General features: G+C 69.3%; 12 protein-coding genes and 1 pseudogene. 12 read left to right on the top strand and 1 reads right to left on the bottom strand.

Annotated elements, in window-relative coordinates; translation table 11 throughout:
* Window positions 1-199 (top strand): annotated as a pseudogene (locus OG251_RS43140) (hypothetical protein); the annotation flags it as partial.
* A gap of 158 nt (window positions 200-357) precedes the next feature.
* Window positions 358-1,107, top strand: coding sequence for a transposase family protein (locus tag OG251_RS43135; RefSeq protein ID WP_326682731.1), 750 nt, complete (start codon window positions 358-360; stop codon window positions 1,105-1,107).
* A 475-nt stretch (window positions 1,108-1,582) separates the two neighbouring features.
* Here the strand turns inward: OG251_RS43135 and OG251_RS43130 are convergent, their stop codons facing one another.
* Window positions 1,583-2,488 carry a Dyp-type peroxidase gene (locus tag OG251_RS43130; protein WP_326682730.1) on the bottom strand — a complete coding sequence of 302 codons (906 nt, stop codon included), beginning with the start codon at window positions 2,486-2,488 and terminating at the stop codon, window positions 1,583-1,585.
* Window positions 2,489-3,536: 1,048 nt separating this feature from the next.
* On the opposite strand from OG251_RS43130, the gene OG251_RS43125 reads away from it, so the two are divergent.
* The 10 genes from OG251_RS43125 (at window position 3,537) to OG251_RS43080 (ending at window position 15,270) form a co-directional block, all read left to right on the top strand.
* Complete coding sequence (locus OG251_RS43125; protein WP_326682729.1) at window positions 3,537-4,694, top strand: hypothetical protein; 1,158 nt, start codon at window positions 3,537-3,539, stop codon at window positions 4,692-4,694.
* Between the two features lie 1,243 nt (window positions 4,695-5,937).
* The gene (locus OG251_RS43120; RefSeq protein WP_326682728.1) at window positions 5,938-7,545 is read left to right on the top strand and encodes an RNase A-like domain-containing protein; all 1,608 of its coding nucleotides are present in this window, start codon (window positions 5,938-5,940) and stop codon (window positions 7,543-7,545) included.
* Between the two features lie 10 nt (window positions 7,546-7,555).
* Entirely contained in the window at window positions 7,556-8,209 is a 654-nt protein-coding gene (locus OG251_RS43115) for a hypothetical protein (RefSeq protein ID WP_326682727.1), read from the top strand.
* Between the two features lie 35 nt (window positions 8,210-8,244).
* Window positions 8,245-8,655, top strand: coding sequence for a WXG100 family type VII secretion target (locus OG251_RS43110; protein ID WP_326682726.1), 411 nt, complete (start codon window positions 8,245-8,247; stop codon window positions 8,653-8,655).
* Window positions 8,652-8,993: a WXG100 family type VII secretion target gene (locus tag OG251_RS43105; protein WP_442818470.1), complete on the top strand. Its 342-nt coding sequence runs from the start codon at window positions 8,652-8,654 to the stop codon at window positions 8,991-8,993. The genes OG251_RS43110 and OG251_RS43105 overlap by 4 nt, the downstream gene beginning before the upstream one ends.
* A gap of 1 nt (window position 8,994) precedes the next feature.
* The gene (locus tag OG251_RS43100; protein WP_326682725.1) at window positions 8,995-9,336 is read left to right on the top strand and encodes an RNase A-like domain-containing protein; all 342 of its coding nucleotides are present in this window, start codon (window positions 8,995-8,997) and stop codon (window positions 9,334-9,336) included.
* Window positions 9,337-9,343: 7 nt separating this feature from the next.
* Complete coding sequence (locus tag OG251_RS43095) at window positions 9,344-9,982, top strand: contact-dependent growth inhibition system immunity protein (RefSeq protein ID WP_326682724.1); 639 nt, start codon at window positions 9,344-9,346, stop codon at window positions 9,980-9,982.
* A gap of 468 nt (window positions 9,983-10,450) precedes the next feature.
* Window positions 10,451-11,866, top strand: coding sequence for a cytochrome P450 (locus tag OG251_RS43090; protein WP_326682723.1), 1,416 nt, complete (start codon window positions 10,451-10,453; stop codon window positions 11,864-11,866).
* A gap of 31 nt (window positions 11,867-11,897) precedes the next feature.
* Window positions 11,898-12,851: a terpene synthase family protein gene (locus OG251_RS43085; RefSeq protein ID WP_326682722.1), complete on the top strand. Its 954-nt coding sequence runs from the start codon at window positions 11,898-11,900 to the stop codon at window positions 12,849-12,851.
* A 190-nt stretch (window positions 12,852-13,041) separates the two neighbouring features.
* Window positions 13,042-15,270, top strand: coding sequence for an APC family permease (locus tag OG251_RS43080; RefSeq protein ID WP_442818469.1), 2,229 nt, complete (start codon window positions 13,042-13,044; stop codon window positions 15,268-15,270).
* Window positions 15,271-15,306 lie beyond the last annotated feature (36 nt).

The following is a 15,306-nucleotide window of genomic DNA, read 5'->3' as shown; positions in this document are numbered from 1 at the left end:
AGGGGATTCAAGGCGTTTCCGCGGCGTTGGGTCGTCGAGCGGACCTTCGGCTGGCTCACTACCGCCGCCTCGCCGCGACTACGAAACCCACCCGCACCGCTCCGAGGCCATGATCCACCTCGCGCTGATCGACCTGATGAGCCGAAGGCTCACCCGAGAAGCGACACTGGAAGTATTCATAGTCGCCGGGCCACGCTGACCGGCGCGTCCTCGCCCCTCATCGCCTGCGGCCAGCGGTCATTGAGCTTCTTCGAGTTGGCCACCGATCGGGTGATGGGCCGTGGGGCGCAACGGACGAGGCCCCCGGGCTGTTGATCGAGATGTCTGACGTCTCAACAACACTGCTCGGGGGCCTCGTTGGTCATCCATCCTGCCGCGCTCGACCTGCCGCATGCACTCGTGGAGTGGGTCACCATGCTGATCGTCACCCGTGAGGGCGACCGCCGCTGCAAGCTCCGCCCGTCCCAGCGCGCGATGGTGGCACTGGTGTACCTGCGCGAACACACCACTCTCGCAAAGATCGCCGCCGGGTTCGGGATCAGCGAGTCCACCGCCCACGCCTACGCCAGCACGATCGTCGACCTGCTCGCCGCACGTGCACCGGGCCTGCTCAAGACGCTGCGCGAGCACGACCCCGACTTCGTCCTGCTCGACGGCACCCTCGCCGAATGCGACCGGGTCGGCGACGGCCGGGCCGGCTACTCCCACAAACACCGGCGCCATGGTGTGAACGTGCAGGTCGTCACCGACCCCGGCGGCCGGCTGCTGTGGCTCTCGCCCGCCCTGCCGGGCCGCACCCACGACCTGACCGCCGCCCGCACCCACCGGATCATCCGGATCTGCGAGCGCCAGGGCGTCCCGATCCTGGCCGATCTCGCCTACCAGGGCGCCGGCCCGTGGCTGACCACCGGCATCAAACGCAGGCCCCTGCAGGAACTCACCCCCACCGAAAAGTCCCGCAATCAGGCACTGGCCGCAGCGCGAGCACCCGTCGAACGCGGGGTCGCAAGGCTGAAGTCCTGGCGGATCTTCCGCAGGGCCCGATGCAGCCCCAACCGCATGACGTCAATCGCCAAAGCAGTCCTCACACTGGAGCGGCAACGCTGAAGAAGCTCATTGATGACACCCGCCGCTTCCCCGCACGCGCCACAGGCTGCCTCCCGTTCCGGCAGCCACCAGTGGTCAGACGGTGACATGCCGAGTTCCTGGATCCCACACAGAGACTTGCCGAAGGTGCCAAAAGCGTGGGAGGCGCCGACGGCAAGGCCATCCGCGACAGTCCTCTCCCGGCGCATCTCCATCGGCAGATACGGCGGTCGCGAGATCTCGAACCACTCGCCGCCCACCTGCGTGGCGGCATAACACCACGAACAGCACCAGATCTCTTCTTCCCGGACCGTCGGCCGCACCGGCCACCGCCACATCGCCAGTCCGCACACATCACACTCCACAGGCGGATCCTCACACGCCGGCACGGTCCGCCCCAAGCAGCTGACATCACGCCAGTTATCAAACACCCCCGCCAGGACAGAATGCTCTTTTGCGACCGTCCAACTGCACCCGGAGACGGGCGGGGACGCGCTCAGTACGTGAGTGTGTCCATCCAGCCGTCACCGGGCGGAGGGACGAAGAAATACCCGCCGCCGGTGGTCAGCAGGTACTTCGCCATGGATTCCCCTTGCAGGCGTTCCTGGGCTGCCTCGAATCCTTGAGTCAGGTCTCGCTGGAAGCAGGAGAAGATGATCCCCGTGTCGCCGTTGCCCCGGTCGTAGCTGTAACTGCGCCGCACGATCGGTGGGGGACTGCGGCGGTCAGGGGCTGCGAGGCGTACATGTGAATCAAGCGGCGTAAGCCTGCCCGTCGGATCGGCCGCATAGTTTGGCCGCTCGTCGACGGGTGTGCCGTCAAGCCAACCCCCGTCGCGTCGACGGCCGATGATCCGTTCCTGCTCACGTACCGAGTCTTTGTCCCATAGGTCGGTCGCGAACCGGATGATGCGCACAACCTGATAGCTGCCCCCCAAGGCCCACTCAGGCTCGTCCTGATCGGCAGTGATGAGCGCGCGGTCGAGGCATTCCCTCTCGGTGCCCGGATTGCCGAAGCCCTCAGTGAAGTGGAACGGGTTACGGGCCAGGCCCCTGCCGCCCTCGACCCGGTTGGCGGGACGAGAGCCATCGATGTGCCACCGAATTGTCCCGTGCGGAGAGGCGGTGCTTCTGATGCCTTCGACGGTTTTCCCTATCGCCGCGGCCTTGTCGCCCGCGACGTGCACAAGAAGGTCTCCGTGCGACATGGCGGGCGCGAGGAGATCGCCCGCGAAGTGCGGCATCGCCTTGAGCCGGCGAGGAAGTGAATCCGTGGGCCCGAAAAGTGTCGCCCCCAGGGCCAACCCCACAGACGTACCCGGCTCGGCGGCCGCGTGAACCCGTTTCACCATTTCTCTCAGCCCACTACGAGGCCGTCCAATATCGAGCGCGATCAACGCCACATATCGCTCCGGCAAGAGTCCACGCAACTGGACGGGGCTGGCAGCCAAGTCGCCAGAAGTGGCCCCGGCCCCGGCGGCGCCCCGGCCTGCCAATCCGTATGCAGCCACACCACCGCCTGCTAGAGCAACCGCAATGCCGGAAGCCATCAGGTTTCTACGCCGTACCACTTCGACCTCACTCACTCCGATGAGCCCGTTGCCTCATCAACTTCTCACCTTGTCAACCGAAGCCCGCCCGCAACAGTGCTTTTACAGACGGCTCTTCGGAACACAGGTTCATGCTGGAACCGTTCAGCAGGGCAGGTCGGATGACAAGGGCCCGCCGAACGCTGCCAGTTCGCACTTCACCATGGCGTCCCCGTAGTTCTCGGTTGCCAAGACCGGGGCAGGGAGTTCCTGTCGGCCCGTACACCTGACAAGCCTGTGCACGGGAAGGATTTCGACGGTCACGACGATGAGGATGTGGAAGGCGGCACATTGCTGCGGGAGGCACGTGAGGATGCCGAGACTCTGCGGGGCCTGATCTTCTCCCCTTGGCTCGGCGCGGGACGGAGCCTGTTTCAGGCACGGACTCTGCTCGCTCGCTTTCCCTGGCTGAGGGAGTGGGCGAAGCCGTCACTGAGGGCCAAGGCGCGGTACCTGGAGACGCTTCGGGCCCAGGCGGCCCGGCTCGTAGACCCGGAGGAGTTCGTCGTAGCTGCTGCCGCAATGACTCTTCCCATGCCCGAGCTTCCGCGCGCGGACCCGGCCTTCGCGGTGCTCGGCGGCAACAGCCGGGTGTCCGGGGCGCTCGTGGACCTGTGGCGTCGGTGGCAGGGCGCGGCAGGGAGGCTCTGGGAAGGGCCGGGCGCGCGTGCGTACCTCTCGTACGAGATCGTGCGAGGCATCCGTAGCAGTCGGAAGGGTCACGACGCGGCCCGAGCCGAGACCGCGCGCTTGATCGAGTCCTGGGAGGAACAGGCCAGGGCGGCAGCGACGTCGGTGGACCGGGCTCCGAGACGTCGGCTGACGGCGCAAGTGCCAGAAGCGTCCGAAGGCGCGCCACATCATGATGTCCCGGACTTCCTGGACGGGGCTGGATACGTGGACGCTCGGTGTGCTGGTCACGTGGACCGTGGATGCCGACTGGGGGAGCCGCGTCCTGACACGGGAAGTCCCTGGTCTCGTCGCCGAACGGCTGCTCGGCCCGGCGAGCGGCCTTCCGTGCAGCCCGGCCGACGGGACGGCGGATCTGCCCGAGCGTGACCGTGGCGCCGGAAGTCAGCAGGACATCGTTCGTCCAGGCATCTTCGATGACACCCCGGTCTTCGACCGGCGCCCCGTCACACTCGATCACATCAGTGCGTTGCGCACGCTGGCGCCCGGTGCCGACCAGGTGCACCTCGTCTTCTCGGTGAGTGGGGGAGCGGAAGTGCTGCCTCTCGACACCATCGAGAGGCGGCTGGCCAAAGGGTGGCTGGGCGTCCTCATCGCAGGCGCCCGCGACCTGCCCGCCAGCGTGATCGGCCTGGAAGAGCCGGAGACCAGTCCCGAACCCGACGTGCGTGATGCTCAGCTACCTAGTCGCGGCCAAGGCGTCCACGGCCCGCACTTTGGTGAAAGTCTCGGCCTTGCCGAGGGCGGACGCCGAACCCTCCGCCAGACCTATGGCACCCAAGATCGGGATCTGAATCTTCGCCGGCTCGCCCTGGTGGCGCGCGGCGCCCACGACCTGCGGAGAATCGACGCCAAGCGGTCTGGCGGACTGCCGGTGGCGGTATGGCACGGTCTGCTCACGGAAGACCGCCTCAACCTCGCGCCTTTCCAGAAGCCCGGCAGCGACCGGTGGCGAAGCGGAAGCGGCCTCCCTTTGGGTCCCTTGGCCAGAGTCCAGCTCTACACCACCAACGCCAACCCTCTGATCGAGGGCAAGGGCCACTCACTGCTATGCCGGCCGCCCATGAACGCGCGGTCGTGGCCGACGACGACCTCCTCACCATCGCCGACCGCATGGCTCGCACCGACTTCGACTGGTGCAGCAAGTGCGGTGGCTACGCCATATGCAGACTCACCGACTCCCAGCTCTCTCCCCCTCCTACTACCGTCCAGCTCACCGATTGCACGACATCAAAGGGCGACTCGACAGCGAGACCGGAATTCCTGGCACCGACGCCTCTACAGTGATCGCCTGCCTGGACGAACTGGCGGCCTGGCAGCCGGCCGATGAAGCAGAGTGGTGCAGCAGCGATTCCTGGCAATGGCAGGACACCATCCGCGAGCTCACGCTGAAGGCCGCCAGGTCTCACGCCGTGACAGGCCCTGGCGGGAGCCAGCCGCTTGACCCGGCGGCGGCCCTTGGACGTGCGCGTCACGGACATGCCCCGTGGGGACCGGTTGGGGACCACACGGTATCCGCGCACGTGAACGGCACGCACGGCACCGCACACTATCCACCTTGATTTCTGGCCGTATGTGTGGACAAAAGGGATAGGCCCTACTCCTGGGGGTCAAGGGGCCGCAGGTTCAAATCCTGTCGTCCCGACTGTGTGGAAACGCAGGTCGGAGGCCGTTCTCTCATCCATGGGAGGGCGGCCTTTCGTGCGTTCGGGGGTGGTAACCAGCTGTGAACAGCGGCACCGATCCGGTGACGGCGCGCGTCCCCGCAGCACTGCGGCGGTGGCCGCGGCCGACGCCGGTACGTATGGCGATCTCCTCCTGGATGGGGGGAAGGATCCGTCACCCGCAGCCTGTGACCATACGCGAGCGTCATGCCCGTCAGGGAGGCCGTGGCCGGCGAGGTTCCTCTGTCGGCGCGCCAAGGCCTCCGCCTCGTACGGGCGGCGCTCGGCCGCCGCCCCGCACGCGGACGGCCGGTACTCGCGGGGGCGGTCGCCGTCCGGGCCGGGTTGCCGCCCAGTCCTCGTCCGGGCCCGGTCGCTGCTCATCCGCCGGATCCCGTAGGCCGCGGTATCTAGGCACGGTCGGCGGGACCGATGGTGCGCATGCGGCCTCTTTCGGCCAACCCCGGTGCTGCTCAAGGGATTTGACCCGTTGTCCTGCTACCTTCGGCCGCAGTCTGACGGAGTCGGGGGACCCATGGGGCGGGAACGAGGCACGGGTACGTACGCGCACTTCCGCGCGGCGAGTACGGCATGCGGCATGGGCGGAGCCGGCGGCACGCACCGGTGAGTTCCAGCCCGCCGCCCAGCACACCGACACCCGGCGCGACGCATCTGCCGTCGCCGGGGCAGCCGTCGGGCACGCCCGGCTCCCAGCCGACGCCGTCTCCGACCCCGAACGCGCCGCCGACCCCGCCGGTCCCCGGTCCGCCGGCCCAGTTGCCTCCGCCGCCCGCGCCCCCGGTGACCAGCCCGTGGACGGGCCCCGGCGGCATCGACGTCCAGCCGCTTCAGCTGTACCAGGTGTCAACGGCCCTTGCCGTCGAGCAGTAGTCGTTCCACAAGGCGCTCGTGCAGTTCCTCGACGTTCACGCCGGCTACTCCAAGGTCGGCGGATCCGGCGGTGCCACAGCCGAGTTCGCCACCCAGTACGCCGCGGTCGTCGCTCTCCTCATGGAGGTGCACGGCAAGGCCGTGGTCGCCATCGGCGGCGCGGCAGTCGGCTTCACCACCACAGCCAACAACTTCCGGCAGGCGGACGCGGCCACCCACCCGCTCAATCCACCCTTCACGCCACAGCCGCCGCCGCAGGTCATCACCGGTCCGCCGTTGTACGCGGCCCCGCCGCCCTTCGGGGTGCGCGACGGCAACCCCGTCGATGACTTCGCCGACGTCTTCGACGGCGACATCCCCGGCTCCCTGATGCGCTCAGTGATCGAGGAGGCGCTGCGCACCGGCCGCGCGCTGGAGATCCTGCCGCTCCCGAACTACCTCAGGGTCAACGAGCTCTCGCAGGCCTGGTTGCCGTACCAGACGGGCCTCGGCATCGTCCAGGGACAGCTCACCGGCACCATCGACGCCATCACGGACCATGCCAACGGGGACTGGCACGGGGCGATGCTGCAGTTCGTGTCGTCGGTGTGGGGCACGAAGGCATGGGGCAAGAACACGGCCGGCTACGAGTGGCGGCACGATCCGCCGACCGGCGCGGGGACGAGCCTTCCGGTCTTCGGTGTTCTCAGCACCACGGCCCAGATCCTGGCCCAGGTCATCCGCTCGTACGCGGAGGCCGCGCAGAAGGTCCGCACCGAGCTGCGCGAGATCCTGTACCGGGCCATCAAGGACGCCTTGGCCCTCCTCGACCTGACCGACCTCAAGGACTTCTTCGGGAACTTCTTCGAGCGCCTCAAGAAGCTGTGGAAGGGCCTGGGCGCCGCGGTCCTCCTCAGTATCGACACGGACGCCGTCAACAAGGCCGTCGACGCCTACGAGACCGGGCTGCGGGCCCAGACGGAGAAGGTGAAGGGCCTGCTCGAACCGCTACGGGAGGCGTCGCGCGCGGTGCCGACCTTCGAGTCGCAGTCGGCGAGGGCGGAGGCGTTCGGGGCGCGCTCGCTCTTCGAGTTCGACCGGTCGATCGTCCCGCTCAACGAGCAGTCGCGGGATCCGAACAACAGGTTCGGCATCGACCTCGCCTCGATGGAGTGGGAGACCAACCCGTACCAGGCTTCCCCGAACGACCCGCTGAAGCCGGGGAAGGAGGGACACACGATCGACCGGCACGTCGGCCTCACCCCGGACCAGCTGCGGATGCGCGTACGGGACCAGGGTGTCGACGCCTCGGCCTTCCAGGACCTGCCCGCCGCCCAGAAGCACGTCCAGGCCGCCCTGAACGACCCTGCCAACATCCAGACGATCGAGAACTGGATGAACAGGCAGAAGCAGAAGGTGGCCAACGGGACGTTCAGCCCCGCCTCCTCGCCGCAACTGAGCGTCTTCACCGTGAAGGACGCGAACGGGGCGAACGTCGTGACAGGGTCCTCCGTCTCGCAGTCCGACTTCGCCTCCCAGGGCTTCAACGCCCAGCCGACCCAGGTCCACAGCCTGAAGCTGGTCCTCGCCTACTCGCCGGATTCCGAGACGTTCTACGTCCGGACCGCTTACCCGTTCCCCCCGTAAAATGCGCCACGTGATCTCGAAACAGGACGACCTGTTCACCTCGGGCATTGTGGGGCTGCTGCTGCGCACTGCCGCCGCATCGCGCAACCCGGGGGCCGCACCGCTGGAGGACGAACTCCAGCGACTGTCCCGCTTCCTCCAGGATTCCAGGGCGATCGGCCACGTGATGCCGCTGGTGACGTTGGCCTCGCTGCTCGACCTCCTGGCCGACGAGGTCGGCGCGGAGGCGTTCGGGACCAGGCCCGCCGCGTACCGCGAGGGGCTGGCACGGGCGGCCGGCGACGATCCGCCGACGGACTTCCTGCGCTCGTTGGCCGGGATCCTCCGTGATCGCCGGTTCGTCTCGTACCCGGACCTGACGCAGCTGCCGCTGTCCGACTGGGAGGCAAACGGACGCTTCTCCCTGACATCGGCCTTCGTCTCGTCGATGATCTCGGGGGAGTACGCCGATCAGGACGAGGCCCTGGAGGAGATCCTGACCAGCGAGCATCCTGAATGTGAGGAACTAGCCGACCTTGCAGGGGAGTTGCAGCGCCTCCTGTACCTGTTCCGCACCCCCGCCGAGCTCGACGCCGCCTTCGCCGCCGTCATGCCCCATGTGACCCACGCACGCGTCCGCTTCCTCCTGGACGCCGTTCACGCACACTTCGCCGAGCAGCACTGACCCACCACCCCATCGCCCCGGAAGGAGCCGCCGCCATGACTGTCGACCCGAACCTCGCCGTGACGGAAGAGGACCTGAAGCGTCTCGCGGACGACCTGGACGCCATGCGGACGCACATCGACGGGCAGGTGCGCCGGATGGACGCGATCGTCGACCGGGCCGAGGCACGATGGCGCAGCGAGGCGGCGACGGCGTACCGGAAGCTGCACCGCGACGCCGGGGCGGACGCCGTACGGGTGAGGGAGATCCTGGGAGTCCTGGCGGAAGCGGTCCGGATGAGCCGGGACGGGTTCACACGCCAGGAGCTGGACATCCTGCGGCAGTTCCGGGCCGAGATGAAGAAGGTCGACATCGACGCCGAGGTACGCGAACTGTCCGGCGAGGGACCGGGCGGCGCGGGCCCCGGCGGCGGAGCGGTGCCGACCAGCAGGCTCAACGACATGTGAACACACACCTGAACATCCACCAGGCAGGGGGAAACGTGAACGACGACGGCTCGATCACCGTCGACCTGGTCGCGCTGCGCGAGATAGCCGGCGACCTCGAAGACATCGTGAAGACGCTCAATGAGCGTCTGGGCGTGCTGTACGACCGCACGGTACCGGTCGTCCTGGCCTGGCAGGGCGAGGCCCGCGAGGCCTTCGTGGACGAACTCGACCGCTGGGACCGGCAGATGGAGGATCTGCAGGCCGCGCAGAAGTGGCTGCACGCCGTCGTCACCACCGGGCACGCCAATTACTCCGCCGCCCAGCGGGCCACCCTGCGCGGCTGGGGCGGTGCCTGACATGACGACACCCCCCGCACCGTCCGCCCCGGTGCGCGCCGACCGCGCCGCGACCTTCCCGGACCGGGTGACCGCCCAGTGGGCCACCCAGGAGGTGATCGCGCTGAACGAGCAGGCCATCCACCGCTGGCTCGCCCAGTCCACCCGGGAGCGGCTCGTGATCGAGGCCGCCTGGCCCTCGCGGCCCGATCCGGTGGGCACGCTGCTCACCACCGGGATGGCGTTGGCCGGCCAGGAGCCGATCCCGGTGCGCGCCGCCCGGGTCGTGCTCCGCCGGACCGGATCCGGCGAGCCCGGCGCGTACCCCTTCACCGTGCACTCCTCCCTGCCCGTCGACCTATAGAGGCTCCGTGTCCCTGAACCCCGCCGAGCACGACCGCAAGTACGGCGAACTCGACCAGGTCGTCCGCGCTCACCTGGGCCTCGGTCCGCACGCTCCCGACGCGGTGGCCGGCTATCTGCGGCAGACCTGGCGCACCCGGCCCTGGGCGATCGCCGTCGCGGCCGAGCAGCTACGCGTCTACGCCGACAATCCGCCCGGTCGGCTGCGGTTGCGGCTCGGCGAGTACTACCGGCTGCCCGATGTGGGGCTGCTGCCCGAGGAATTGCGGGACTGGCTCACGGGCCTCGCCGACCGGCTCGACGACAGCCTGGCGAACGGCCAGGCCCCACCGCCGGCCGCGCCCGCGACACCTTGGGAGTGGCGGGCCCGCTTCCCCGAGCTGGCGCAACTGCTCGGCGGCTGGTTCTCGCAGGACATGCCGGACGAGTTCGGCGACCATGAGGCCGCGCTCGACGACTACCTGGAGGGCACCGACACGGGGCTCGCCGCCCAGCTGACGGGGGAGCTGCACGACCTCCTCGCCCTCGGCCTCGACGAGGACGCCCTGGCCCTGGCGCTGGTGACGCTCGGCGCGGAGGTCGAGCCCCCGGTGCCGTTCACCCCCGGCGCTTGGCTCGCCACGCTCGCCGCACGGCTGCGCGGCTGACCGGCCGTTCGTCCCCGGGCCGGGCGGGCGGCCGCGGGCCGCCGGTGCAGGTACCCGCACCGGTGGACATACACGCCGCAGGCGCGGTATCGGAGAAGTCCGGTGCCACCTTTCCGTTTTTCATGACGGAGCGGCCGGACCGGTGCCGCGACCGGCCGGGACCGCTTCAGAACGCGAACGGGCCGGGACAAGGATTCCCGAGGCGGATCACAGCACCCTTTCGGGTGACTCTCAGGGGTGGCGTGGGCGGCTAGCCTTTTTGTGTCCGACGGAGCACCGTCCGGCGAGGGGATTCCCTCTGCGGTGCTGCCGCGTGATCAACCGTGGGGGTATCCCCCCGTACGGCAGGTACCAGCAGCGGGGGACCGGCAAGTACGCGCGTCCGCCCGATGGCCGCAGTTCTCGGAGGCCGGGGTTCTGGCTCTTCCGATCGTGTCTGTGGCACCGCGCCGCCGAAAGGCTGTGGTCATGACGAATGTCGCAGGAGACCCCGCGCAGGAGAACGTGCAGGCAGTGGACGACGCGGCGCCCGGCGATCCGCCCGCGTTGCCCGCGCCGCCCGTGGTCCCCGGACGGCTCCCCGTCCTCGGCCACCTCGCCACCATGCTCCGAGACCCTCTCGGTTTCATGGCCTCCCTGCTGCCCCTGGCCGATGTGGTCACCATCTACGTCGGCAGACGGCCGGTCCATGTCGCCAACTCGCTCGACCTGGTCCACTCCATGCTGGTCACCGACGCCGGTCACTTCACGCGCGGGCTCCTGTTCGAGAAGGCCGAGAAGGTCGTAGGACCCGGTCTGACCATGGTCGAAGGTGAGCCGCACAGGAGGCAGCGCAAACTGGTCCAGCCCGCCTTCGGGCCGGGCCGGATCGAGCAGTACACCCATTCCATGATCGAGCTGGCGGCTGCCGGGGTCGGGTCCTGGCAGCCGGGCCGGACGATGGACGTGGACCGGCAGATGTACGACCTCGGCGTAGACATCTTCACCCGCGTACTGTTTCGCGGCGCGCTCGACGCCGACTCCGCGGCGCAGGTGAAGCAGGCGACCGCCGGGATCATGGCGGGAATGGTGGCCCATTCGCTCTATCCGGCGGAATGGATGGAGAAGCTGCCCATCCCGCTGAACCGTCGCTTCCGGCGCGCCGACGCGCAGATGACGGATGCCGTCGACCGGATCATCGCCCACTACCGGCACGCCGACGCGGCCGGCCACGACGGGGCGGCGATGCTGGACGTGCTCATGGCCGAGGGGGAGCTGACGACCGGTCAGCGCATGAGCGACACGGAGTTGCGGACCGAGATCGTGCATCTCCTGGTCGCCGGGGCCGAAGGGCCCGGAGCGTCCTTGGCCTGGCTGTTCCACGAGCTGAGCCGGCACCCCGACATCGAGCGGCAACTGGTCGACGAGCTCACCACCGTCCTCGGCGAGGGACCACTCACCCTGGAGAACCTCGCCCGCCTCACCTTCACCCGGGCCGTGGTGAAGGAGTCCCTGCGTGTGCACGCCCCGACCTGGCTGCTGACCCGGCGCACGGAGGACTGCGTCGACCTCGGCGGATACCGCATCCCGGCGGGCGGCGAGGTCGCGTTCAGCCTCACCACCCTGCACCGCCACGCTCCGCAGTACGAGAACCCCGGCCGGTTCGACCCGCAGCGCTGGCTCGACGGCCGGACCGCCCATCTGCCGCGCAGCGCGTACATGCCCTTCGGCACAGGCAAACACAAATGCGTGGGAGACCACTTCACTCTGCAAGTGGTGCTGGTCTGCGTCGCGACCATCGCCCGGCAGTGGCGACTCGTGCCCAAGCCGGGCATCCGCGTCCGCGAGAGGCCGGTGGCGCTGGTGCGGCCGGGTGGTCTTCTCATGGACGTGGTGGCCCGGTAGCCGGCCCTGACGGGCAGAAAGGTGCGCCGCCATGCCTCAGGGCGTCGACACGTACATTCCCTTTCCCCGGCGCGTCAGCCCGGACGCCGGGCGTGCCACCGCCGGCCATCTCGTCTGGCCGTCGTCCTTCGGCCTGTTGCGCGGCCCGGACGCCGTGCAACGTCACGCGCGGGGGGCATATCCCGAACTGGCGGGCAGGTTCCATCCCTCCGCGACCGGTGCCGATCTCGGCCTGGGCGTCGACCAGCAGAGCTGGTTCTTCCTGTTCGACGACGCCTTCGACGGCTCCATGGGCCAGGATAGGGAGCGGGCGAAGAAGCTCGTCCACGCCGTTGCCGAAGTGCTGGAAGCCCCCTCGCCCCTTCCTCCGACAAGGGCTGCGCCCCCGCTCGCCCTCGCCGACCTCTGGGAACGCAGCTGTGAAGGCATGTCGGCGAGCTGGCAGGCACGTGCGGCCGCGAACTGGCACGCCTACCTCGCCGGGCATGTGACCGAAGCCGCCAACCGCTCCGGGGGCGCGGGCCCGTCGTCCACCGGCCATGTGACGCTGCGCCGGGACACCTGCGGAGTTCCGCCCATCCTCGACCTGGCCGAGCGGCTCGGCCACTTCGAGATCGCCGAACGGGCGTACCGCAGCTCCCTCGTCACCACCCTGCGGCACCTCGCCGCCGAGGTCGTCACCCTGGACAACGAGATCATTTCCCTGGAGAAGGAAGAGGCGCTCGGCGACAACAACCTCGTCCTGATCATCGAACGGGAGGAACACTGCTCCCGGACCGAGTCCATCGCCCTGATCTGCGACATGATCCGCGCCCGCACCGAACGCTTCCTCGCACTGGAACGGCAACTGCCCCAACTGTGCGACAGCCTCGGCCTCGACGAAGCCGAACGGGCGTCCCAGCGGCGCTACCAGGACGACGCCCTGCGCACCGTCATGCGCGGTGCGCACGACTGGCAGCAGCACTGCTCCCGCTACGCGTCCTGACACGTCCACCGACCCTTGCTCGCCCTGACGCACCCCGGGCCTCACCTGCCCGCCGGGCCGAGGACGAGGCGCATCGCTTCCCGCCCCGCGCGCCCGCCGGGAATTTCGGGACAGCCCTTGGCCGGGTGCAGGGCCGCCGACCGTCATGTCGCAACCCGTCCCGCGCCCACGTTCCGTCACACTGCGCACTGTGACGGATGCACTGAGTCGTGGAGGGGTGGGCCCGGCCGGTCCGCCGGGCCCGGCCGCGGGGTCGCCCGGACTGGGCGAGGAGCAACTGCGGGTGCTGCGGCGGGTGGGGCGGGAATGGGGGCGGGTGTCGGCGGCTCCGGAGGTGTGGCGCCGTGCCCTGCCGGTCGATCCCGACCTGGGGAGGTTCCCGCCCGTGGCGGAGATCCAGCCGGCCGGGTTCGGGCGTCTGGTGAGCATCTCCGCGCTGGGGCCACGCACGGCGGGAGAACAGGTCGATACGGAGGAGCTGCCCGCGGGCCGCCTGGGTCGTGCGGGGGTGCGGGCCCGGCGGGTGCTGCTGGGTGCGGCTCTGAAGAGTTCCGCGCTGGTGACCGAGCGGATGCGCAAGGCGCTGGCGCTGCCGGTGCTGTCGGCCGACGCGCTGTCGTCGGTCGCCTACGGCCCGGAGGCGATGCTCGCGGTCCTCGTGCTGGCCGGTACGGCGGGGCTCACGTACTCGTTTCCGGTCGCCGCGGCGATCGTGTTCCTGATGTTCGCGGTGGGGCTGTCGTACCGTCAGACGATCCGGGCCTATCCGCACGGCGGCGGGTCGTACATCGTCGCGAGCGACAATCTGGGCCCGGTGCCCGGACTGATGGCCGCCGCGGGGCTGATGACCGACTACATCCTCACCGTGGCCGTGTCGATCGCCTCGGGGATCGCGGCGATCACTTCGGCGCTCCCCTCGCTGGCCTCCGCGACGGTACCCATGGGCGTCGGAGTGGTCATCCTTCTCCTGGCGGGGAACCTGCGGGGGGTCCGGCAGGCCGGATCCCTGTTCGCGGCCCCGACCTACGCCTTCATCGTCGCGATGTTCGCGCTGATCGCCTTCGGTCTGGCGGACTCGGCAGGCCGGGGATTCGAGCCGCGCCCGGCCCCGGCGCTGGCCGTCACCGAGACCGTCGGCCTGCTGCTGATCATGCGGGCCTTCTCCTCCGGTGCCACGGCGATGACCGGCATCGAGGCGATCTCCAACGCGGTACCGGCGTTCAAGCCCGTCGAATGGCGCAACGCCCGTACGACCCTGACGTGGATGGTGTCACTCCTCATCGCGATGTTCGCCGGGATCGTGGTCCTCGTCCATCTCGCCGGGGTGGTGCCCAGGGAGCAGGAGACCGTGCTCTCCCAGCTCGCCCGTCTGAGCTTCGGCTCGGGGTGGATGTATGTCTTCATCCAGGCGGCCACCGCCGCGGTACTGCTGCTGGCCGCGAACACCGCGTACAACGACTTCCCCCGGGTGCTCTCCCTGCTGGCGCGCGACGGCTACGCGCCGCGGGTGTTCATGCGGATGGGCGACCGCCTCGCCTACAGCAACGGGATCGTCCTGCTCTCGCTGGCCGCCGCGTTGGTGTTCGTGGCGTTCGACGGTCTGACCGGGGCGCTGATTCCGCTGTACGCCGTCGGGGTCTTCCTCGCCTTCACGCTCTCGCAGACGGGGATGGTCGTCCACTGGTGGCGGCTGCGTGACCGCCACTGGCGCAAGAGCCTGTTCTTCAACGCCACGGGCGGCCTGCTGTCGGCCGTGGTCTTCATCACCGCGGGCATCAGCAAGTTCACCTCCGGGGCGTGGGTGGCCATCGTCGCCGTCGTCCTGTTCCTGCTGGTGACCACACGGATCCGCCGTCACTACGAGGCCGCCCACGCGGCCCTGCGACTGCATCCGCGCAGCATCGAACTGCCCGCGCACAGTGCGGAAGGGCCGCCGGCGGGACAGCCGCCGCCCCTCGCTCCCGAAACGCGCGCCGCGCCTGCGGACGGGAACGGGGAGGACGAGGAAGTCCCGGAGGAGATCCACCATCTCTCCGTCGTCGCCGTCGCCGCGCTCGACCTCGCCGGTATGCGGGCCCTCGCCTACGCGGCCTCGCTCCAGCAGCCTGTCCTCGCCCTCCACATCGGCCTCACCGAGGAGGAGGCCCGGCGGTTCCGCGGCTACTGGACCCTGTGGGGCGACCATCTGCCCCTGGAGATCGTCATCTCCCCCTACCGGGCCGTGGTCGCCCCGCTCGTCCACTACATCGAAGCACTCCACCGGCAGCACCCCGATCTCACCCTCACCGTCATCCTTCCGGAGATCGTCACCCGGCACCGACGGCACCAACTCCTCCACAGTCGCACCGCCACCCGTCTGCGCCGCGCCCTGCGCCCCCTCCCCAAGATCGTCATCACCACCGTGCCCTTCCACCTGTAGTCCGTGCCCTTCCACCTGTAGTCCGCGGTCGGCCGA

This window comes from Streptomyces sp. NBC_01237, from assembly GCF_035917275.1.
In the GTDB taxonomy this organism is placed as follows: domain Bacteria; phylum Actinomycetota; class Actinomycetes; order Streptomycetales; family Streptomycetaceae; genus Streptomyces.
This window is presented reverse-complemented; position numbering and strand designations above follow the sequence as displayed.